This window comes from Rhizobium sp. BK112 (assembly GCF_014193215.1).
Classification (GTDB): domain Bacteria; phylum Pseudomonadota; class Alphaproteobacteria; order Rhizobiales; family Rhizobiaceae; genus Rhizobium; species Rhizobium anhuiense.
Window position 1 is genome coordinate 104659 of record NZ_JACHYZ010000016.1, and the last position, 17336, is coordinate 121994.

The 17336-nt window shown below is 58.2% G+C and carries 25 protein-coding genes; 9 read left to right on the plus strand and 16 right to left on the minus strand.

Annotation, left to right across the window (positions count from 1 at the left end):
• Positions 1 to 7 precede the first annotated feature (7 nt).
• A complete protein-coding gene (locus FHT75_RS30945) occupies positions 8 to 646 on the minus strand; it encodes a hypothetical protein (protein ID WP_097596374.1) in 639 nt (212 codons plus the stop codon).
• Between the two features lie 291 nt (positions 647 to 937).
• Here FHT75_RS30945 and FHT75_RS30950 point away from each other — a divergent pair, with 291 nt between their 5' ends.
• A complete protein-coding gene (locus FHT75_RS30950) occupies positions 938 to 1138 on the plus strand; it encodes a hypothetical protein (RefSeq protein WP_097623389.1) in 201 nt (66 codons plus the stop codon).
• A 264-nt stretch (positions 1139 to 1402) separates the two neighbouring features.
• Here FHT75_RS30950 and FHT75_RS30955 read toward each other — a convergent pair whose 3' ends face one another.
• Genes FHT75_RS30955 through FHT75_RS30965 form a run of 3 tightly spaced genes read right to left on the minus strand, consistent with a single transcriptional unit; the run spans position 1403 to position 3404 of the window.
• Positions 1403 to 1666, minus strand: coding sequence for a hypothetical protein (locus FHT75_RS30955; RefSeq protein WP_183845650.1), 264 nt, complete (start codon positions 1664 to 1666; stop codon positions 1403 to 1405).
• A 4-nt stretch (positions 1667 to 1670) separates the two neighbouring features.
• Positions 1671 to 2483 (minus strand): Ku protein, encoded by an 813-nt coding sequence (locus tag FHT75_RS30960; RefSeq protein ID WP_097544230.1) that lies wholly within the window; start codon positions 2481 to 2483, stop codon positions 1671 to 1673.
• 12 nt (positions 2484 to 2495) lie between these two features.
• Positions 2496 to 3404: a Ku protein gene (locus FHT75_RS30965; RefSeq protein ID WP_097544231.1), complete on the minus strand. Its 909-nt coding sequence runs from the start codon at positions 3402 to 3404 to the stop codon at positions 2496 to 2498.
• A gap of 335 nt (positions 3405 to 3739) precedes the next feature.
• Between FHT75_RS30965 and FHT75_RS30970 the strand changes: the two genes are divergently transcribed.
• Together FHT75_RS30970 and FHT75_RS30975 are read left to right on the plus strand one after the other, a co-directional pair.
• Positions 3740 to 3922 carry a DUF3606 domain-containing protein gene (locus FHT75_RS30970; RefSeq protein ID WP_097596433.1) on the plus strand — a complete coding sequence of 61 codons (183 nt, stop codon included), beginning with the start codon at positions 3740 to 3742 and terminating at the stop codon, positions 3920 to 3922.
• Positions 3923 to 4070: 148 nt separating this feature from the next.
• A complete protein-coding gene (locus FHT75_RS30975) occupies positions 4071 to 4307 on the plus strand; it encodes a hypothetical protein (RefSeq protein ID WP_097544233.1) in 237 nt (78 codons plus the stop codon).
• Positions 4308 to 4565: 258 nt separating this feature from the next.
• Here FHT75_RS30975 and FHT75_RS30980 read toward each other — a convergent pair whose 3' ends face one another.
• The 3 genes from FHT75_RS30980 to FHT75_RS30990 form a co-directional block, all read right to left on the minus strand.
• Positions 4566 to 4838 (minus strand): BON domain-containing protein, encoded by a 273-nt coding sequence (locus FHT75_RS30980; RefSeq protein WP_097544234.1) that lies wholly within the window; start codon positions 4836 to 4838, stop codon positions 4566 to 4568.
• A gap of 316 nt (positions 4839 to 5154) precedes the next feature.
• Complete coding sequence (locus FHT75_RS36080) at positions 5155 to 5247, minus strand: diguanylate cyclase domain-containing protein (protein ID WP_246713020.1); 93 nt, start codon at positions 5245 to 5247, stop codon at positions 5155 to 5157.
• A 184-nt stretch (positions 5248 to 5431) separates the two neighbouring features.
• The gene (locus FHT75_RS30990) at positions 5432 to 5698 is read right to left on the minus strand and encodes a DUF982 domain-containing protein (protein ID WP_183845666.1); all 267 of its coding nucleotides are present in this window, start codon (positions 5696 to 5698) and stop codon (positions 5432 to 5434) included.
• A 297-nt stretch (positions 5699 to 5995) separates the two neighbouring features.
• Here FHT75_RS30990 and FHT75_RS30995 point away from each other — a divergent pair, with 297 nt between their 5' ends.
• Both FHT75_RS30995 and FHT75_RS31000 read left to right on the plus strand, forming a co-directional pair.
• The gene (locus tag FHT75_RS30995) at positions 5996 to 7195 is read left to right on the plus strand and encodes an IS256 family transposase (protein WP_183845649.1); all 1200 of its coding nucleotides are present in this window, start codon (positions 5996 to 5998) and stop codon (positions 7193 to 7195) included.
• A gap of 1165 nt (positions 7196 to 8360) precedes the next feature.
• The gene (locus FHT75_RS31000; RefSeq protein WP_183845648.1) at positions 8361 to 8555 is read left to right on the plus strand and encodes a hypothetical protein; all 195 of its coding nucleotides are present in this window, start codon (positions 8361 to 8363) and stop codon (positions 8553 to 8555) included.
• Positions 8556 to 8646: 91 nt separating this feature from the next.
• On the opposite strand, the gene FHT75_RS31005 is transcribed toward FHT75_RS31000, so the two are convergent.
• The 5 genes from FHT75_RS31005 to FHT75_RS31025 all read right to left on the minus strand — a co-directional run bounded on the left by FHT75_RS31005 (position 8647) and on the right by FHT75_RS31025 (position 11745).
• A complete protein-coding gene (locus FHT75_RS31005; RefSeq protein ID WP_183845647.1) occupies positions 8647 to 8919 on the minus strand; it encodes a hypothetical protein in 273 nt (90 codons plus the stop codon).
• A gap of 524 nt (positions 8920 to 9443) precedes the next feature.
• Entirely contained in the window at positions 9444 to 9587 is a 144-nt protein-coding gene (locus tag FHT75_RS36430; RefSeq protein ID WP_312865397.1) for a hypothetical protein, read from the minus strand.
• A gap of 181 nt (positions 9588 to 9768) precedes the next feature.
• Complete coding sequence (locus FHT75_RS31015; protein ID WP_183845646.1) at positions 9769 to 10773, minus strand: DUF3618 domain-containing protein; 1005 nt, start codon at positions 10771 to 10773, stop codon at positions 9769 to 9771.
• Positions 10773 to 11189 carry a phage holin family protein gene (locus FHT75_RS31020; RefSeq protein ID WP_183845645.1) on the minus strand — a complete coding sequence of 139 codons (417 nt, stop codon included), beginning with the start codon at positions 11187 to 11189 and terminating at the stop codon, positions 10773 to 10775. Before FHT75_RS31020 ends, FHT75_RS31015 begins: the two co-directional genes overlap by 1 nt.
• Complete coding sequence (locus FHT75_RS31025; RefSeq protein ID WP_183845644.1) at positions 11182 to 11745, minus strand: nutrient deprivation-induced protein; 564 nt, start codon at positions 11743 to 11745, stop codon at positions 11182 to 11184. The genes FHT75_RS31020 and FHT75_RS31025 overlap by 8 nt, the downstream gene beginning before the upstream one ends.
• 595 nt (positions 11746 to 12340) lie before the next feature.
• On the opposite strand from FHT75_RS31025, the gene FHT75_RS31030 reads away from it, so the two are divergent.
• Complete coding sequence (locus FHT75_RS31030) at positions 12341 to 12838, plus strand: sigma-70 family RNA polymerase sigma factor (protein ID WP_183845643.1); 498 nt, start codon at positions 12341 to 12343, stop codon at positions 12836 to 12838.
• Between the two features lies 1 nt (position 12839).
• On the opposite strand, the gene FHT75_RS31035 is transcribed toward FHT75_RS31030, so the two are convergent.
• Entirely contained in the window at positions 12840 to 13226 is a 387-nt protein-coding gene (locus tag FHT75_RS31035) for a response regulator (protein WP_246713019.1), read from the minus strand.
• Between the two features lie 478 nt (positions 13227 to 13704).
• On the opposite strand from FHT75_RS31035, the gene FHT75_RS31040 reads away from it, so the two are divergent.
• Positions 13705 to 13911 (plus strand): hypothetical protein, encoded by a 207-nt coding sequence (locus tag FHT75_RS31040; RefSeq protein WP_183845641.1) that lies wholly within the window; start codon positions 13705 to 13707, stop codon positions 13909 to 13911.
• Positions 13912 to 13956: 45 nt separating this feature from the next.
• Here the strand turns inward: FHT75_RS31040 and FHT75_RS31045 are convergent, their stop codons facing one another.
• Positions 13957 to 14454 (minus strand): DUF4142 domain-containing protein, encoded by a 498-nt coding sequence (locus tag FHT75_RS31045; protein ID WP_183845640.1) that lies wholly within the window; start codon positions 14452 to 14454, stop codon positions 13957 to 13959.
• Between the two features lie 153 nt (positions 14455 to 14607).
• Between FHT75_RS31045 and FHT75_RS31050 the strand changes: the two genes are divergently transcribed.
• A complete protein-coding gene (locus tag FHT75_RS31050; protein WP_183845639.1) occupies positions 14608 to 14976 on the plus strand; it encodes a hypothetical protein in 369 nt (122 codons plus the stop codon).
• A 279-nt stretch (positions 14977 to 15255) separates the two neighbouring features.
• Positions 15256 to 15516, plus strand: coding sequence for a DUF982 domain-containing protein (locus FHT75_RS31055; protein ID WP_183845638.1), 261 nt, complete (start codon positions 15256 to 15258; stop codon positions 15514 to 15516).
• A 67-nt stretch (positions 15517 to 15583) separates the two neighbouring features.
• On the opposite strand, the gene FHT75_RS31060 is transcribed toward FHT75_RS31055, so the two are convergent.
• Entirely contained in the window at positions 15584 to 15967 is a 384-nt protein-coding gene (locus FHT75_RS31060) for a hypothetical protein (RefSeq protein ID WP_183845637.1), read from the minus strand.
• Between the two features lie 5 nt (positions 15968 to 15972).
• On the minus strand, positions 15973 to 16950 hold the full coding sequence (locus FHT75_RS31065; protein WP_183845636.1) for a sensor histidine kinase: 978 nt from the start codon (positions 16948 to 16950) through the stop codon (positions 15973 to 15975).
• Between the last annotated feature and the right edge of the window lie 386 nt (positions 16951 to 17336).

Sequence of the window (17336 nt, forward strand, 5' to 3'; positions counted from 1 at the left end):
GGCAATCCTACCGAAGGAGACCGTCGCTCCCGAATTCGTCCCATCCGCTCAAGCCGATCGCGGCTTCATCGGCTCGTTCGTTCTGTTTGGCTTTTTCCTTTTTCTTCAGCGAACGCGTCAGCTTCGCCTGATACGCGGCCCGCCTGCGATTTTCCGCTTTCGCCGCTGCGTCGTCCTCTCGCCATTCATCCACTGCGCCACGGTCGAGCAGATCTTCGACGACTCGGGGGTCGAATACGTGAAAGGTGATCTTCCTTGCGCGCCCTTGCAGCCTCACCGTTCGCGTTCCGGCGCTGGGCAGGCGACCGTCTTCGAGCCAGCGCTTCCGCTCTGATGCCGTGATCGTCAGGATATCCTCGATCTCACGAGGGATGATCGGAAGGTCTGCGATGCCGTCCAGTGCGCAGGAAACGGCCGATGCCGTCGCCCTGAATGCTGTCTTCGCAGTCTCTGGCATGACGAGGATGAGCGTGCCTGCCTGCATATCGAGCGACTTCCGCACCGGGGATGGTAGTCGCGAGCGGATTTCCTGCAGAATTCCCTTCACCCTGACACCAGATCCGAGGGTCGCCACCACGGGAAGTAGCCACTCCCTGATCAGCTCGGGATCGTCGGTTTCCTTGCTTTTCGTCTTCGTCTTGGGCATGTCGAAGCAAATGGTGTCCAAGGGGTCAAGCGTCAACGGAACTCGGGAGGATTTCCCACGTTCTCGCAGCGAGGAGGACCCCATGTCTGTGCCAAACGAACCCATCGTGCCGCCGCCATCGCCACCGCCCGTCGACACGCCACCGCGCGATCCTGACCGGATACCCGGCGAGGAACCGCTTCCCGATCCCGAGCCCGACGAGGGCGCTTCTCCAAGAACACGCGCTTCCGTACATCGCCCGACGTGGGACCTTCTTTGCAGAGGCATTCGTCTTCAGCCGGAGAACGGGCAATGACCAAGGACTGGCGCGACGACCTGAGCCTGAAGCTCGAAGATTTCGTCGACACGTTCGTGGTTAAAGGCGCAAAGGCAACGGAGGTCTACGATGCCATACAGAACGAACTTGACCGCCTGAGGGTCGCGTACGACCGGGACCCGGATCCCGCAGACGACCAATCGGACGACGTTGTCGAGGAACCGTCAAACGACTAGCCGGCTTCCCAGGCCCACGCGCGGGAAGACGGCCGGCAATCCTTCGGGAAATTTTCTAGTTGAGACTTGTTGCGGACACACTTCAGGTAGAACTCTCCCACAGGCCTTGCTGATGCGCGCTGAATTCGCTGCTCGCAACGCCGCATCGCTGAAATGCTTTTGATCGCGGATGTACTGGCACTGGTCAAAACGCGATGGGTCGGTGCGGTTTCTACCCGGCCTTTTTTGTTGCCTGAGAGGCCGGGGGGGGGGCCTCAGGGCGGATCAGTGCCACGTATCCAACAACGGCTCGTCGTCCTCGAAGTTTCCATTGCTGGCAGCATCGTACGAGTTGATGCTGCGGCCGCCGCCACGCGTGCCATATGCCGTCAACTGAACCATGACCTCTTTCGCACGCTCAATGGCCTCGTCTTCGCTTGCAGCGTGACCGTCTGCGACCTTGATCGACACCACTTCACCGTCGTCGCCGACGAAATCTATCCGCCAGCCCGTCCTCTCGTGTGCAACCTTGGTTTCCAGCAAGTGCATGTGACTACCCGGCCTTCCTGCCTTTGAGATCGGCCTCGACGCTCTTCCGGAGCGCATCCATGATACTGACCACATTCGACTTCGGTGCGGATTCGGCCGCTTTCCCCGTCGCCGTTTTTTTCGGTTTCAACGCCTTTTTCTTCTCGTCGATGAGCTTCAGCAGGCTGGTCTGGATGGGATCGCTGACCATGTCCGGCGACCAGCGCGCGGTCTTCTGCTTGATGAGCTTCTGGACGAGCGGAATGAGATCCGGATCTGCGTGCTCGTCGATTTGCTCGAAGTAATTCTCCTCCGGTCGAACCTCGTCGCCGAAACGCAGCGTCCAGAGCACGATTCCTTCGCCGCGCGGTTCCAGGACGACCGCCCGCTCTCGGCGGCCTATCACGAGCTTCGACACACCGAAAACCTTGTCGGCCTTCATGGCATCCCTGATCACCGCAAATGCCTCGTTGCCGACGGCGTCGTCCGGCATCAGGTAATGCGGCTTCTCAAGGTAGATCCACTCGATGCTGTCGGCCGGGACGAACTTGTCGATGTCGATCGTCTTCACCGTGTCGAGCGCAACGGCATCCAGATCGTCCTCGGTGAGGATAACGTAGTCGTTCTCTCCGCGAGCGTAGCCCTTGGCTTCGTTCTCGTCCTTGACGGGCTTGCCCGTGACGGAATCGATGTATCGGGAGACGATGCGGTTGCCCGTCTCCTTGTTAAGTGTATGGAAGCGAACCTTCTCGCTTTCGCTCGTGGCCGGGGTCATGGCCACGGGGCAGGTGACCAGGGAGAGTTTGAGATAGCCTTTCCAGTAATATTTCGGAGCCATCGTCTAATCTCCCTAGCTGGCTTTGCGCTGCGGGGCAGCCTTTGAAGCGGCGGACTTCGCTGCCGCCCCGCGCGCGGCGCGCTGCCTCCCAGTGCCGGTGTTGGCGTTGGCGGCAGTGCGTTTCGGTTTGTCCGCAGCGGCCTTCATGATGCCTGCGCTCTCGCGCAGCGCGGCCAGCAGATCGTTGGGCTTCGAGACCTGCACCTTCTTCGGCTTTGGAAGCGACTTGCCTTCCAGCTTCGCCTTCACCAGATCGGCGAGGGCGGCTTCGTAGCGGTCGTCGAAGGTCGCCGGATCGAACTCGCCCTTCTTGGTGCTGATGATGTGCTTGGCGAGCTCGAGCATCTCGCCCTGGATCTTGAGCTTGGGCATCTCCTCGAAAGCCTTCTCGGAGGAACGAACCTCGTAGTCGTAGTTGAGCGTGCTGGCGATTAGGCCCTTGCCGTGCGGCCGTATCAGCACCGTGCGCATTCGACGGAATAGGACGGTGCGGGCGATGGCTGCGACCATCGACTTCTTCATCGCATCGCGGAGAGCCGCGAACGCGTCTCCGCCCATCTTGTCGGGCGTGAGGTAGTACGGTTTGTCGAAATAGACGTCGTCGACGTCGGAGCAGGGGATGAACGCCTCGATCTCGAGCGTCTTGTTGCTCTCAGGAATCGCGGCGGAAACTTCCTCAGGATCGATGATGATGTACTGGCCGTTCTCGATCTCGAAGCCCTTGGTCTGGGCTTCCTTCGGCACCGGATCCTCGGTCTGGCTGTCTATGAAGATGCGGTTGACGCGGTTGCCCGTGGCCTTGTTGATGGTGTTGAAGGTGATGCGCTCGCTAGTCGAGGCTGCCGTGTAGAGAGCGACGCCGCAGCTTACCTCGCCGAACTTCAGAAAGCCTTTCCACTGCGCACGCTGTCCTGACGGCATGACAAATACTCCGAATCATTAATACGCGACTCAAAGACGTGTCAGGGTGATTCGTTCCGACTCAAAACGAATCATTTTTCAATACTTTACGGAAATTCTCTCTCAAATTGATTCCGCCGTCACCGCTGGCCGAATTGCGCCCGACAGTAGTGGAAAGGTGGAGATTTGTTCAGTTCGAGCGCCACGGTAACCACCTTCCTCCCAGCACAATGGCGGGCACCGCTTAGGGAATTCCGCAGCCGCTTCAAGCGCAGCATCGCCATCCACTGTCTCCCGGGAACCACCGGAATCCTTGTGAGTTTGTACTGCGAACGTTCATTCGAAGGAGAAGCCCGATGGCACAGACACCGACATCCCGCGGCCGCGCACAGGATCGAGCTCGCGTGGCCGGCGGTCAGGATCACGAGGTCAAGTACGAAGCAACGAAGGAAGGCGTCTCGAAAGATGCTGTCAAGAAGGCCGTGAAGAGCGCTGGAAACGCACGGAAGAAGGTCGAGGCCGAGATTGGTCGCCGTTAGACGGCCAAGCGGTGTTGCCCTATCCATGGACGAGGCAGGTTCCCGTGAAGTCCTGTCTTTGTTAGTCTGAATGATGGCGACCCCGCTGTGGTCGGAACGAAGCAGTCATAGCCGCGCACGCCTGCCGCCGCCATGTCTGGGGTAACGCATGTCCAAGTGCTTACAGGAAGACCACCTGCTGATGTCGAAGGCCGTCCGTGAATGGTATCGGTACTACGAGGTGGAGTGGGACGATCAAGCGTCCTCCTTTTTGTGTGATGCCGCCATCGAACTCTACAACGAGGGCTGTCGCTCTTTAGAGGAGATGGCGACCGTTCTGATCGGCACTTACGTCGGGCTGGCCGCCACGCGCGTAAACGCGCCATCTTCGAGCTCAGTGCATTGACAGGCCAAATCAGATCGGGCTGCACTCGGCGAATTCGCACTGCATGTGATCCGAGCGCGTCTTCTTCCAGCCGTAGACATATTCCCCTGGTCGATTGCGGTCGCGCGCATGTTTCGTCGCACCGCTTAAACGAAGCGCTGGCGGCAAAAATCGCCGCGCTGCTCACGCGTCTTCCTGTTGAGTATTGCCAACGTCCGGGCTATCACCTGCCTGCTGACCGGGCCTCACCCGACCTTTGTCCTGATCCGATTGATGCCATTACTGGGCGGGAAACCGGCTCAGCATCCGGTCCTGGACGTTCTCCTCGCCGACGATCATCGCCGCAAGCGAGATGGCTTTATCACGGTCCGCAACGTTTGTTATGTAGCCTTCGAGCAGGACCACAGGGCCGAGCATCCTGATCTCGATCGCACTGCTGTCGATATCCTGAGCGGCGGAAAGGGTCGCTTTGATCGTCGCCATGGTCGAGGCCGAACTATGGCCCTGGGAGCAGCACTCTTGGTGGCTGGCATTGTCGGAACCGAACTTCATATCGTCCTCCTGGTCGTTGCCCTCCACGAACCGTCATATTACCTCAGAACCTAATATGAGAAGCGGGCTATGGAGTCGCCAGTCCGACTTAGGTCCGTCTTCCCCTCGGCGCGATCCAGCTTAGATTTTCCTCATCCTTGTTAAAAGGACACCAGGGAGGTTTTAGCAATGTTGCCGTTCCCAGTCAGAACCTCCCTGGTGAAGCTTTGTCGATCCATGTCGGGCGTCGCATAAAAAGCGAAGATTCGCCCTGTGAAAAGCTGCCTGGATGCCATTCAGGGCAATATTCCCCCGAAGACCGCCGGCATGATCTCATTCATGCGCTGGGCCACGAGCGAGATGAGCTTGTCCCCGTCGGGTGCCCGAAAGTATCGTTGACCGCTTTGAATCGATCGAGGTCTATGAACAGTTACGCAGTGGCTCTGGTCTGCGGAGCCGCCGCAAGCCGGACGGCGAGTTCGGTTCTGAAATGAGCTCGGTTTGAAAGACCGGTCAGAGGATCGCGCGAGGCGAGATGCTGGAGCTCCTCATGACTCGAGGCGAGCCGTGCTGAACGTCTCACCCTCACCAACCACCGCTTCTTTTACTCGTTGTCATCGCTGAACGACGGTCAGCGCAGCGATACCTGCCTCATCGGCCGCACGCAGGAACGCGTCCCAAAATTGCTCCGGAGCGATCTCACCGCTGATCGCATCGACGCAAGCCTTCACCGCAGTGACATATTCTTCGCCGTCATCGGAAGGCCAGTCCTTGAGCAGCATATATGCCGCGTCGCCGAGGGTGCGAACGATCCTGTGAGCTGGCCGACCGCGCAGAGCCAGCCCGACGGGTGTGAATGCAGACGTTGCGTCCCAGTTCATTGTCGTCGACCTCAGGTCAGGCATCGCTATTCCCGGGGGTAATATACGCGTGTATTCCAAAATCGTAATTGACGATTGGTTACCCGTAGTGATCGGGTGTGAAGGTATGCCGCTGGAAAGGATTGGGCGCTCTACGATTTCGTATCGGAGCGCCCTGTGCAGAATCGGCTATTGTTGCGATGGATGACGACAGGGGCAGATGACGTCCCAGGGAGTGGTGTAGCTCGATAGCGGTGGTCACCAGTGTTTTCCGGTAGGGTCGGGTTGTTCAAGACCAACCTGATGGAAAGACCACCGATGACCGACGATATGATGAACGTGCGCTCGCTTGTTGAGAAGAGTGCTGACGCCGATTTGTTGCGTGAGATGATCGGCTTTGCGGCCGAGCGGCTGATGGAGCTGGAGGTTGGCAGTGCGACCGGTGCTGGCTACGGCGAGAAGAATGCGATGCGGTTGGCGCAACGCAACGGCTACCGCGACCGGGATTGGGAGACACGCGCCGGAACGGTCGAGCTTCGCATTCCGAAGCTGCGCAAGGGCAGCTATTTCCCAAGCTTCCTCGAACCGCGTCGGATGGCGGAGAAGGCTCTGACAGCGGTCATCCAGGAAGCGTACATTCAGGGCATCTCGACGCGTTCTGTCGACGATCTGGTCAAAGCGATGGGCATGAGCGGCATCTCCAAAAGCCAGGTAAGCCGCCTGTGCGAAGAGATCGACGTCAAGGTGAAGGCGTTCCTCGAAAGACCGATCGAGGGCGATTGGCCTTATCTGTGGATCGATGCCACCTACCTGAAAGTCAGACGCGGTGGCCGCATCGTTTCCGTTGCCGTCATCATCGCCGTTGGCGTCAACACCGATGGCCGGCGCGAGGTTCTGGGCATGGAAGTTGGCACATCCGAAGCCGAGCCGATCTGGACGGAGTTCCTGCGCAGGCTTACGCGCCGAGGTTTGCGCGGCGTGAAGCTCGTCGTCTCCGACGCCCATGAGGGACTCAAGGCTGCCGTTACCAAGGTTCTCAGCGCCACCTGGCAACGATGCCGGGTTCACTTCATGAGGAACGTGCTGGCGCATGCCGGAAAGAGCGGCAGGCGTGTCGTCTCCGCCTTCATCGCCACGGCATTCGCTCAGGATACGGCGGAATCTGCCAGCACGCAGTGGCGCAATGTTGCCGACCAGATAAGACCAAAAGTGCCGAAGCTCGCCGCCATTATGGATGATGCCGAAGAGGATGTGCTCGCCTACATGGCTTTCCCGAAAGAGCACCGGGCAAAGCTGCACTCGACCAATCCAATCGAGCGCCTCAATGGCGAGATCAAGCGCCGCACCGAGGTCGTCGGCATCTTTCCCAACGACGAAGCCATTGTCCGTCTCGTCGGCGCATTACTGCTCGAACAGAACGATGAGTGGGCCGTTCAGCGGGCCAGGTATATGACACTTGAGACTATGGCGTCGATGAGCGATGATCCGCAAATCAGCCTGCCTGCAGTCGCACGCTGATATCCCCTCCGGCCCTTGCCGGAAAGCACGGCCATCAGGCGCGAGCTACACCACCCATCGGGACACCATCCAGGGGCAGGGCATCGAGGTCACTCGCCCAAGGTTTTGAAACTCTGTGAGCATGGGATGCGAGGGTAAAGATGAGGCCGATCGATATCATTTCGACGGCCTCCAAAATTCGGATTAGTTTAGCGCATCGCGATTGCCAGAATAAGAAGAGCCGGTTCAAGTTGAACGTGGCCGACCGAGGAGGGCCCAAGCTCGACGTAACTTCTGAAGCCGGGAGGAAATCCGCTGTGGAGGAGGGGCCGATATTCCATTGCGAAAATCAGCTAAGGCTTGAGCCTCCAGCCTCGTTCTCTCGCTTGACCATTGCTGGTCAACTATTGGCTTGCCGGTCTGGTGGTCTATTACCGACCACCTGCCGTTCTCGAGTGCTTGTATCTGGTAGCGCTGCATTCTCAAGCCATAGATTTGGATATGCCTACATCAGCCTGAAATCTCTTTGAAATCAACTGGAACGGAACGCTGCTTTACACATACTTCGGTTAGATGGTGAACCTCCGGTTACCCGAGGGCAAGCGGCAACTTCCATATGGCGTCGAACTATCGACCTGACTACATTGTAGCGGCAAGGTTTCCATCGGATGTATCGCTTGTTATACGGTGATCAGGTACTTCTGAAGCCCTCAGGGATATCGCGTCTGTCCGGAAGCTACCTGGGAGCAAATCGGACTCTTTGATCCAGCCAACCTAGCACCTGCGCTCAGTGGCCATCCGCAATATGTAAAGCCGTCGGCGGGCCCTCGACTATGGGTATCGGACGAACGTACATCATTTGTTTCTTCGCACCTGCGGTAATTGTCATACGATTCAAAACGCTAAAAAATAACAAAAATCAGTTGCTTACTCGAAGTTTCTCGACTACGTTTTTGCAGAAGAATTCCGAATAACCGGCCTCGCCGGCGATACTCAGCGGTCGGTTGACCTCGCTTGAGGAGGATCATGACGTTGTTTGTCCGAATTCGTTTCTTCGCAATGATGCAGCGAGCGCGTGATCTCGTCTCGATCCGATACGGACCTACGACGGCAATCTGACGCGTCGGAAACCCTTTGTCCCACTTTTGTAAGATGGTGCTCCGGTGTGGTGCGCCCGAGGTTTGTTATGCAAAAGCAAGCTGTCGTATTCAACGGTCAGGAAGTCGGGATCGCGGTCCCTGTCGAAAACCGCCTCAAATTCATCGCTGTCCGCTTCAATGTCATCGACCTGGACAACAGGCTCTTCGACACGGTTACCGAAATCCGGCGCGCCATTACAGAGCATCTCGCGTCCAGCGGTCGTGCGATAACCTCGTACTGAATGGCAGGAGATATTCTTCTACGTCATGCGGCGTCCGTCATCGTGAATGGTCCCAGCAAGCTGATCCACCAGTGCTTGGGGCTCTTGTTTCCTACTCACGAACTTCAAGCTTGTCGCCATATTTCAGGGCGAGCCGACGGCATTCCTCGCAATTCAACGTAATGCCCTCCGCAACGACACTCGCTGCGGCGGTCGTGCAAACCGAAACGTCCAGTCTCGCGACATGCAGAATTGCATTACCCAATAGCATATCGCAGGGGGCAGTCTCGACTTCGGCCCCGCCCACGCTATGCGCGACGACGCCACGAACGGTCGCCAGCATTCCACGCTTTCTTAATATGGTTATGTCGGCATCCCTTGCCATGACGATCTCTTCTGCCGCCCGAGGCGCGGATGTCCGCCCGATACGCCCCATCTGCAACTAAACGGCCGCGAGACACCTAAGCTCCCATCGCCTATTCAGTGGACATTCCAGGAAGAAGCGACGCGACATCCTTGTTCCACGCATTAGCGGACGAAATCTCCGGGGCTGCGTGGCGGCTCTTGTCGATTGGACCGCCGAGATTTGAACCGCAACCTGCCGTGGCTGGCGCTTCCCAAAGAGCAGTTCCCAGGGGCGACGTATCTTCTCGAGCCAGGGCTTGAGCCTCCAACCTGATCCTTTCGCTTGCCGCAAAGGCAGCCACGGGGAAGTGACCTTTTTCATCGAAGGCGGAAGTGATCATCAGGGCGATCAGGTCCCGGTTCCGCGACCAAATTCTGTTGAGCAAATGGCGGTGTATTCTCGAAACAGAACAAGTTATAATTGCAGTAGTAAGCTATCCACTAAAATACGCAGGTAAGCCGGTCGCTGGCAAAAATGATTCTGGGCAAACCGCCGGTCACACTTCAGCTCGCACTGGTCAGTCTGATATAATAGCCGTCGGGATCGTCAAGGCGGAAGTCGCGCAGCGCCCAAGGCTGCAGGGCAATATCGGACGCCGGCCAGCCGCTGTCTTTCGCCATGCGATAGGCACTTTCGACGGCGGCCACCTCAACACGATTTCGACGCCAAGGCCGGGTCGTTCGCCTATCGACCCGCAATGGATGATCGTTACAGCACGGATCGCGAGTTGATCGCGAGCACGGCGTCACCGTTTTTCAGCATCGTGTATTCCGCGCTCGCCGAACTCGCAAGGCACTGTAGCGATTTCGCGCGTCGCTGATCCCACGTTCAATTCGATTGGCGATCACTGCCTTGGGTACCCGCCTTGAACGCATCGACCTCAGTGGCGACTCGCTCCTTAACGGCGTCGTGAGCATCTGACGCCACCGAAGCGACCTTTTCGTAGACCTCCGTCGCCACTTCTTTGCCTTGGTCGACTACGTCCAGTGCTCGAGCGCTAAGCGTATCTGTGGTGGAATCGGAGGCCTCACCGAGCCACTCGTCTTCAGTGTCTGTGTGCGGCAAAGCGGCGCCTATAGCGGCTCCGACGGCGAAAGCCAGAGCGCCCCCAACCAGCGGCTGATCGCGGAACTGCTTGAGGATCATTTCGTTGAGCTTGCTGGTTTGCTCTTGGAGACTTGTCGCCGCTGAAGACGATTGAGCAGACAGCGAGCTTGCGGCCGCGGACGCACGCGCGCTCATCCCGCTTGCGGCGCTTTTTGCCTGCTCCCATTTCTCCGCTGCCCAGCCAGTTGCCGCATCGAATATCGCGCCCGTCTCGTCGGTGATCTGATCGACGTGTCTGCCAGTGGCATCGGCAAACCCGCGATAAGTCTTACCTGCTTCGTCGACGAAGTGACCCGCACGGTGTCCCGTTTCATCGGTCAACGCCTTCAGCCTCTTGCCAGAGCTGTCTGCGAAATGACTGTAGCGGGAGCCGTTTTCGGTCTCGGGTGGGCCAAGACGGCGGACCGGGCCGTTTGCCGGATATAAGGGATACTCAGGTTCGGGCTGGTGGCTGGCAGGCGGGCTTGCGGGGGTCCCCTTCGCCATGAGCCAGGCAAGGCTCACGCCCATCAACGCGACGGGCAGTGGATTTGCCTTCAGCGCTTGGCCGAGGTTGCTGACATACTCTCCGCCGCCGGTGCCCTTTGCATAGGCAAGGACCTCATCGACCAACTGGCCTGGCGACATCCGTTCCTGAATAGCGTCGATGCGGTCGCCAATACGCTGGCGATCCTGATCGATCTCTCGCTGAAGGTCGGCGGAGGTTTTTTCGGTGGAAGTTTCCATCAGATTTTTTCCTTCACAACGTCGACGTCGCGGCGAAGCGAGGTCGTGGTTCGATCGAGTTTCATGTTGCTTCTACGAAGCGCAGTGAGGCCGCGAGAGACCATCGCGCATGCGATGAGAGCGATGACCACCCCGACGATAAGCGAGGCGAGCGCACTGGCGCTTGTTTCGGTGAAACCTTGGGTGACCAGGAAGGCCGCAAGCCCGGCAACCAGGGCGCTCAACAGAACGCCCACAGCGCCTATCGCAAGGACAAGCCCGAAAATAACCACTTCCACGCCATTGAGCGCTTGCGAGAACTTTTCGGACACCTCCGTCTTCGCGAGATCGATTTCCTTGCGCAACAGGCCCGCAATATCGGCAACGAGGCCGCCGATCAGCTCTGAGAGGGGAACATTGTCGGGAGATTTAGCCATTGGCGTAGCCTCCAGATGACCCCGTGGGCGTAGCCGGCAGCGTCCGCCTTGTTGCCGGCGCCGGCGACCGCTTGGCGGAAGCAGTCAGAAATCTACTTGCGCTCAGTCCCGCAAGCGCTGCAATTCCCAGAAACGCTAGCGGCTGCTTGCGACCGAATTCCTCAGCCAGCGCCGCGATTTCGCCGATGTCTTTGTCTTTCATCTGCCTCGCGACGCTTTGGACGCTTCGTCCGATCTGCTTGGCATAGCGTCCGACCTCCGGTTGGCCGGATGCTTCCAGTTCTGCCCCAACTTTCTCAAGCGCCGTTGCGACGCCGCCAACTTGGCGGGCCGCGAAGGTCGTTTGTTCGGAAACCACCTCTTTGACTTTTTCGACCGCGGTATCGGCGCCTTCTTTAATGGTGTCCTTGGCGGCGATCACGTCATCAGCCAACTTCTCCTTCAATCCCGCGAGTGACGCGGGAGATTGCGGTGACGACAGCGCGTCTCCAGATTGCAATGACGTCTCGGATGACGGCCTTGGCCTGCCATCCATTTCCGTGAATTCGTTTGACACTGAAGCCTCCCATGACTGTACGAGCGGCGGTTGCCGCACCCACGAACCTCGGTTGGGCGGCTTTGTTCCCAACTCCCCAGCCTGTTGTTCTCTTCGATGAAATTTGCGCGGCTTGGACAGTGTGATCGAAGTGGTTTTTTCAAATCGCCAGCCGCAGCCACGGTTGCGTTTCAGATCTCTGCCAACGCAGCGACAGCTAAAAGCTATACGGGTGTAAGCCATTGCATGATGGGAAAGATCGAACCGTTTGCGACGTATGATTTGACTGAAGTCGCATACGCAAGCGTGTCGTGGCGCGGTTCATTACTGTGGCGGGCGGCCCTTTTGCCGTTCTGATTAGTGCACCAAACCAACCACTTCCGCAGGGCGAGTAAACCCGTCAAGAGATTGCCGGCCTCATGGGTCAGACGGTCTGCCAAGGGTTGCCTGAAGGGCGGATTGCCCGAGGCGGCACATCCCGTACCTTCGCTTGGAAGCCTACGAATTCAGGGCTCGGATTGCGTCTTCGGAAGAGCGTGGGCGCGACTGGAAGAATCGGTGATCCGAGTGGAACGGAACAGGTGAGGCGAAGTTCACTCATCAGAGGAGAACCCCAATGCCCACTCATGATCGTCCAAGTTTTACCGAAGCAGAACTGCTTGAAAATATGCCGGCTCTTAGATCTTTCGCCAAACGCTTCAATAGTTCGACGAGCGATATCGATGATCTTGTTCAGGAAACGCTTGCAAAAGCCATCGCACATTCCGGGAATTATCAGCGCGGCACTCAGCTGCGCTCCTGGCTGTTTACCATCATGCGCAACACCTTCTGCAGCAAATTCAAAATTTCCAAACGAGAGCAGGTCGGTGGGATCGACGATTTCGCCGCTTGGGCGTCATCGCAGCCATCGCAGATCTGGGAGCTGCGCGGCCGCGAGCTCGAGGTCGCGATTTCTGCTTTGCCCACGAATTATCGAACCGCCATTGTGCTGGTATTTGTTCAGGGTGTCAGCTACGAGACCGCTGCAGACAGGTGCGGCGTCCCGATTGGGACAATCAAGAGCCGGATCAACCGGGCTCGCTATCATTTGACCAAAACCCTCGACGGCGAATAATTTAGTGGTATTCGCCGGTCCTCTGGCCGAACAACGCTTCCGCAATTTTTCCCAATTCGGTCGGCTTCTCGCAAAGCGCGAAGCCTGTGAACCTCCCGGGGATTACCGACGGGTCGAAGGCTGTGGCGAAGACAAACGGGATATCGCGGCGCTCAAGCTCGTCCGCGACCGGAAATACCAAATCGCCCTCAAGATGAACATCGAGGATTGCTGCGTCGATCTCCTCATTCTCGACGAGATCCAGAGCGGCGGCCACTCCAGCGACGGGACCGACAACTGTTGCGCCGGCCTTCTCAAGCTTCCGCCGGGTCTCATCCGCCAGAAAATACTCATCTTCCACGATCAGTACGCGCTTTCCTGCAAAGAGCTCGATGGCTAAATTTTCCAAATCCTCGCTCCTCTGCCCTAATTGTGACGGGCCGGTATAGATGATTTGTCCGCAGACAAGCGAGTGTGGTAGCAGGCATGGCGGGGTTATGAAACTAAACGCAATCATTGGGCTGGCTTGATTAAACCGGATCCGCCCAGATCCATGCGATCTGTCGCCATCCCTAGCGTGTTACCTTGCCTTGAACATGACAGTGCTCGCCTGCTTGCGTTAGCTGAGGCCATAAACTGTCCGCCTGCGATTCCGCTTCGGGTTCCTGCCGGTTCTGCATACGCCATCCATTGGGCATCCCCTCACTCTGCCATTCGGCGTCAGCGAGCTGCCCGACTGCTTCTTTCCGATTGTTCGCCACTATACGTCTCCTTGATTCCGTTCGAACCAACCAACATGCCGCAGCGGCGAATGTTCCCGGCCTTTCCAAACGGCAGGAACATTGGAAGAGCGTTGAGGTTCGATCGTTGAAACCAGGAGAGTGACGATGGATGGAACAGAGTGGGCGATGCTTTTCGGAACGCTTACGCTCATGTGCTGGATGGGAGCGGGTCTTGTTGCGGTGGTGCTGGGCACAAGTTACGCAGTCCGGAACAAAGAAATGGGACGGGGCTCCGAGGTCGTCACGCTCGGTCTGACTGTGGCCGGACTGGTTTCAGCCTTGGCAATGGTCGCGGCAATCGCGTTGTTATGACAATAGCAGACAGGGTGAAAACCGGCTGCCAGATCACTCCTACCGTCATTTCGAAGTCAGGCCGCGGATTCGCGTCAGATGCATCCGAAGGTCCGGTAGTATTTTTGCAGCCGTCCGCTTGAGTTGCCCATCCGGCCCCTGCTTTGAATAGCTTTCGAAGAGGTTGACGGCCTGTTCGTGGGCGGCCACCTGAGTGGAAAGATAGGCCTGATCAAGATTGGCGGCGTCGCTTTGCCGAAGAGCGGCCAGCTTCGAAGTAAACTCTGCGTCGAGAGCTGCGGGCAGTTCGATGCCGTCTTTTTGTGCCGCATCGCTGAGAGCAGACCCCGCCTTGCCGTGATCCCTAATCATGTCATGCGCGAACTGTTTGGCGTCATCAGCCTTTCCGCTCGCGACCTCGATGTTCGCGGCCTCGATCTCGAACATATTGGACATGGCGGCCTTCGCCGCGAAGTCGGTGGCGTGCTGCTTAGCGGCGTTGTCTGCTGCGGTGGCCGAAAATGCAGCCAAGCAGGCTAGAAGAGAGGCGAGAACGATTTTCATGGAAGTCTCCATCAGAGGAACGGGCGTCCAACCTCGGCGCGTGGCAAATGTTCCGCGATTTTTTTTGGACCCATTTGAGTGTGCTTCTGAAAGGCTGGGAACTTCCGGAGCCGCCCGCGGTTGGTGCGGTTCACTATTAGGGAGTTTTTTACGATGACGAATCCGGACCACCAGTCGCAGCGGCCGCCCGAGCGAGTGACCGAAAATGCGACAGACGCCAGACAGGGGCGATACGGCAAACCTGTCCTAGCGGTCCTCATCAGTGCTCTCGTGCTCACGATGATTGCCTGGGGCGCGGCCGAAATCTGGGGAGAAAGCATCGACACCGATCCTAAACCCACGGCATCGACGGTTCCTGATCCAATCAATGCCAAACCTCATGGCGCCGGAACGTTCGACGACGACCCGGCGGGCGGCGGCAGCCGACCGCCCGAAGCTACCGATCGTGATCCTACGCCTCAAGGCAGTGGCGGCGGTCCGACCATGGTCACGACACCCAGCGGCACCGAGAAGATCCGCTGATGCAAAGGCACCAAGTCGACGCATCGCCGGCCGACTCAAGGATATGCTCCCGTGACCCCGACACGACCAGGGAGAGGAATGCGACGGCGCGAATGACGAGCCGTAGGCGCACGACCGGGCGCCGGTTCATGGCCACATCCCCGTCTGGTGCAAGTGCAGATGTGCGGCCGGATTTCACGCCGCTCGGATGGGGACCGGCGCGGCGGCTGAAGGCGCCCCGATGATATCGGCGCAAGCGCGAATCGGGCGGCGGGAACCAATGTCGACATGAGGAATGGAATGGACAAGGTGATCGAAGTTGATTTCAGGTTGAAATGGCAGGCGCCGGTCTTTGTGAGGATCGGCAACGGCTTCCGGGAACGGGTGGATGGGCCGGATGCCGCGCTCGAGGCGCTTGGTCATAGATGGCCCGAATGCCGAAGCGAGGTCTATTGCGAAGCCAAGCGTCGCTGTCTTGAGGCGCTCGTTCAGCATGGAAGTGCAGAGACTGCACGAAGCCGCTTTATCGACGCCGCCATTGCAGCAGGCGTCCTTGCGTAAGCAACGCCAGATGGGCGGTGCCACCACGTTCAAATTCAACGCTGCCAATTCGGTTCGATGAAAGCGGTTAGGTCTGAAACGCCTTCAGCGCGTCGACAAGCCGTTTCAGGTCCGTCGGCTTTCCAATATTGGCGACATCCGCAAGCGCCGAGTGGACTGCAAGCTCAGTGGGATGGACCGCGCTGGCGAGCACGAACGGAACCCCCAACGCCTTCAATTGAAGAGCCACGGGCGTGACTTTCTCGCCAACGAGATTGAAATCCAGGACCGCAGCGTGGGGACGCTCCTTGCTGACCAGATCAAGAGCGTGATCGACCGATGCTGCGGGCCCCAACACCCGGAACCCACCAGCGGTCAAAGCTGCCGTGAGTTCCATTGCAATCAGCAATTCGTCTTCTACCACGAGGACGCATCTTCTGCCTTCAACATCGACTTCCGCAGGATCGTCCATCTATCTCACACCGGGATTTTGATCGTAGCTGTCAAACCGCCCGGATCGTACTTAAGTTCCACCTTTCCGCCGATGTGAGCGGAAGTGCCCTCGATCAGCTCGGTGCCATAACCGCGGCGCTGAGGCCGGGTCACAGGTAACCCGGTCTTTTCCTGCCATTCGCAAATAAGATATGTCCGGCTTCTCGGACCGGGCTCGAGCGCCCACGTGACGTGGATCTGCCCACCGGGAACGGACAAGGCGCCATGCTTCATCGCGTTGGTACCGAGCTCGTGGAATATCATGCTGACCGCGAGAACCTTAGAACTGGCAAGTGTCACCGCGGGACCATCGCAATGAAAACGCTCAACGCCGAGTTCGCCGACCGATCGCCGCAGCAGAGATTCAAAATCGGTAGTCTCGCCAGTCGATGCGATTTCCTGCGCGCGAAGCGTAACCTCGAGCCGCCCGAGGAAGATGTCGCGATATTCGGTGGCGGTACGATCCTCGGTTTTCGTCTGCATGGCGATTGCGCGTATCACCGCAAACAGGTTCCTCAGGCGGTGCCGTGCCTCCGCAACAATAAAGTCTTTCTCGGCGTCATGGCGCCGTCGCTCCGTGACATCATCGAAGAGGATGAGGATGTTCGTGCTGTTGTTGTCGGGATGAACGAGGCGACGCGCATCGACAAGAAACGTCCGCTGCCCGATCGCGGGGAAGTCATGTGTTACTTCAAAGCCGACAACGGCGGCGGCTTTTGGGATAACCGACGCGATCAGGTGTCGGAGGTCGGCTATTTCCCATTGACCGTTGCCGAGACGAAAGAAGCTTTCCCCTAGGATGTCGTCCCGCTCGACCGCGAAGGTTCTTACGAAAGCGTTATTGGCGTTCGTCACGCAGAGATTATGGTCCAGGACCACAATCGGCTGGGTCATCGTGTCGACGACGCCTTGTGCCTGCACGTGCCCACTTCTGAGCAATCGGTAAAGGTCTTCCAGAATCATCCCTGCGCTGTTCCTTCGGCAGAAAACATGCATGTCAATATGCTAATTTAGCGTGTTCGAAATTGGCACTTAGGGTGATGGACCTGTTGTGCAAGGGGTTTTGGTCACTCTCGTGGGTGCCATGTGTGCCTGCGATCACCTATCGATGGCACTAGCCGAGGTAGTGAGACGGCATTCCGTGACAAGAGGAACTCTTCAAGTATGGGATGCTGATCTCATCACAGTGACCTGGCCGCGATCGATGCGCTGCCTGAGTGGCCGGGCCGCCGCACTGAGCAGGCATAAGAGCACGAAGATCCGTCACTTCACCTGGACTAGATCGGGAGGCGGCGTCGCCGGTCAATCTGCAGAGCGTCTGGAACATCGCCGGCCGTGCGAAGTTAGAG

Excerpts from the sequence above, each read along its gene's own strand:
- FHT75_RS31045 (WP_183845640.1), bottom strand. The coding sequence starts at position 14,454 with ATGAAAATCGTTCTCGCCTCTCTTCTAGCCTGCTTGGCTGCATTTTCG.
- FHT75_RS31050 (WP_183845639.1), top strand. The coding sequence starts at position 14,608 with ATGACGAATCCGGACCACCAGTCGCAGCGGCCGCCCGAGCGAGTGACC.
- FHT75_RS30960 (WP_097544230.1), bottom strand. The coding sequence starts at position 2,483 with ATGGCTCCGAAATATTACTGGAAAGGCTATCTCAAACTCTCCCTGGTC.
- FHT75_RS31055 (WP_183845638.1), top strand. The coding sequence starts at position 15,256 with ATGGACAAGGTGATCGAAGTTGATTTCAGGTTGAAATGGCAGGCGCCG.
- FHT75_RS31015 (WP_183845646.1), bottom strand. The coding sequence starts at position 10,773 with ATGGAAACTTCCACCGAAAAAACCTCCGCCGACCTTCAGCGAGAGATC.
- FHT75_RS31005 (WP_183845647.1), bottom strand. The coding sequence starts at position 8,919 with ATGGCAAGGGATGCCGACATAACCATATTAAGAAAGCGTGGAATGCTG.
- FHT75_RS30955 (WP_183845650.1), bottom strand. The coding sequence starts at position 1,666 with ATGCACTTGCTGGAAACCAAGGTTGCACACGAGAGGACGGGCTGGCGG.
- FHT75_RS30995 (WP_183845649.1), top strand. The coding sequence starts at position 5,996 with ATGACCGACGATATGATGAACGTGCGCTCGCTTGTTGAGAAGAGTGCT.
- FHT75_RS30965 (WP_097544231.1), bottom strand. The coding sequence starts at position 3,404 with ATGCCGTCAGGACAGCGTGCGCAGTGGAAAGGCTTTCTGAAGTTCGGC.
- FHT75_RS31020 (WP_183845645.1), bottom strand. The coding sequence starts at position 11,189 with ATGGCTAAATCTCCCGACAATGTTCCCCTCTCAGAGCTGATCGGCGGC.
- FHT75_RS31065 (WP_183845636.1), bottom strand. The coding sequence starts at position 16,950 with ATGATTCTGGAAGACCTTTACCGATTGCTCAGAAGTGGGCACGTGCAG.
- FHT75_RS30945 (WP_097596374.1), bottom strand. The coding sequence starts at position 646 with ATGCCCAAGACGAAGACGAAAAGCAAGGAAACCGACGATCCCGAGCTG.
- FHT75_RS30980 (WP_097544234.1), bottom strand. The coding sequence starts at position 4,838 with ATGAAGTTCGGTTCCGACAATGCCAGCCACCAAGAGTGCTGCTCCCAG.
- FHT75_RS31000 (WP_183845648.1), top strand. The coding sequence starts at position 8,361 with ATGCAAAAGCAAGCTGTCGTATTCAACGGTCAGGAAGTCGGGATCGCG.
- FHT75_RS30970 (WP_097596433.1), top strand. The coding sequence starts at position 3,740 with ATGGCACAGACACCGACATCCCGCGGCCGCGCACAGGATCGAGCTCGC.
- FHT75_RS30950 (WP_097623389.1), top strand. The coding sequence starts at position 938 with ATGACCAAGGACTGGCGCGACGACCTGAGCCTGAAGCTCGAAGATTTC.
- FHT75_RS31060 (WP_183845637.1), bottom strand. The coding sequence starts at position 15,967 with ATGGACGATCCTGCGGAAGTCGATGTTGAAGGCAGAAGATGCGTCCTC.
- FHT75_RS30990 (WP_183845666.1), bottom strand. The coding sequence starts at position 5,698 with ATGAACTGGGACGCAACGTCTGCATTCACACCCGTCGGGCTGGCTCTG.
- FHT75_RS31030 (WP_183845643.1), top strand. The coding sequence starts at position 12,341 with ATGCCCACTCATGATCGTCCAAGTTTTACCGAAGCAGAACTGCTTGAA.
- FHT75_RS31040 (WP_183845641.1), top strand. The coding sequence starts at position 13,705 with ATGGATGGAACAGAGTGGGCGATGCTTTTCGGAACGCTTACGCTCATG.
- FHT75_RS30975 (WP_097544233.1), top strand. The coding sequence starts at position 4,071 with ATGTCCAAGTGCTTACAGGAAGACCACCTGCTGATGTCGAAGGCCGTC.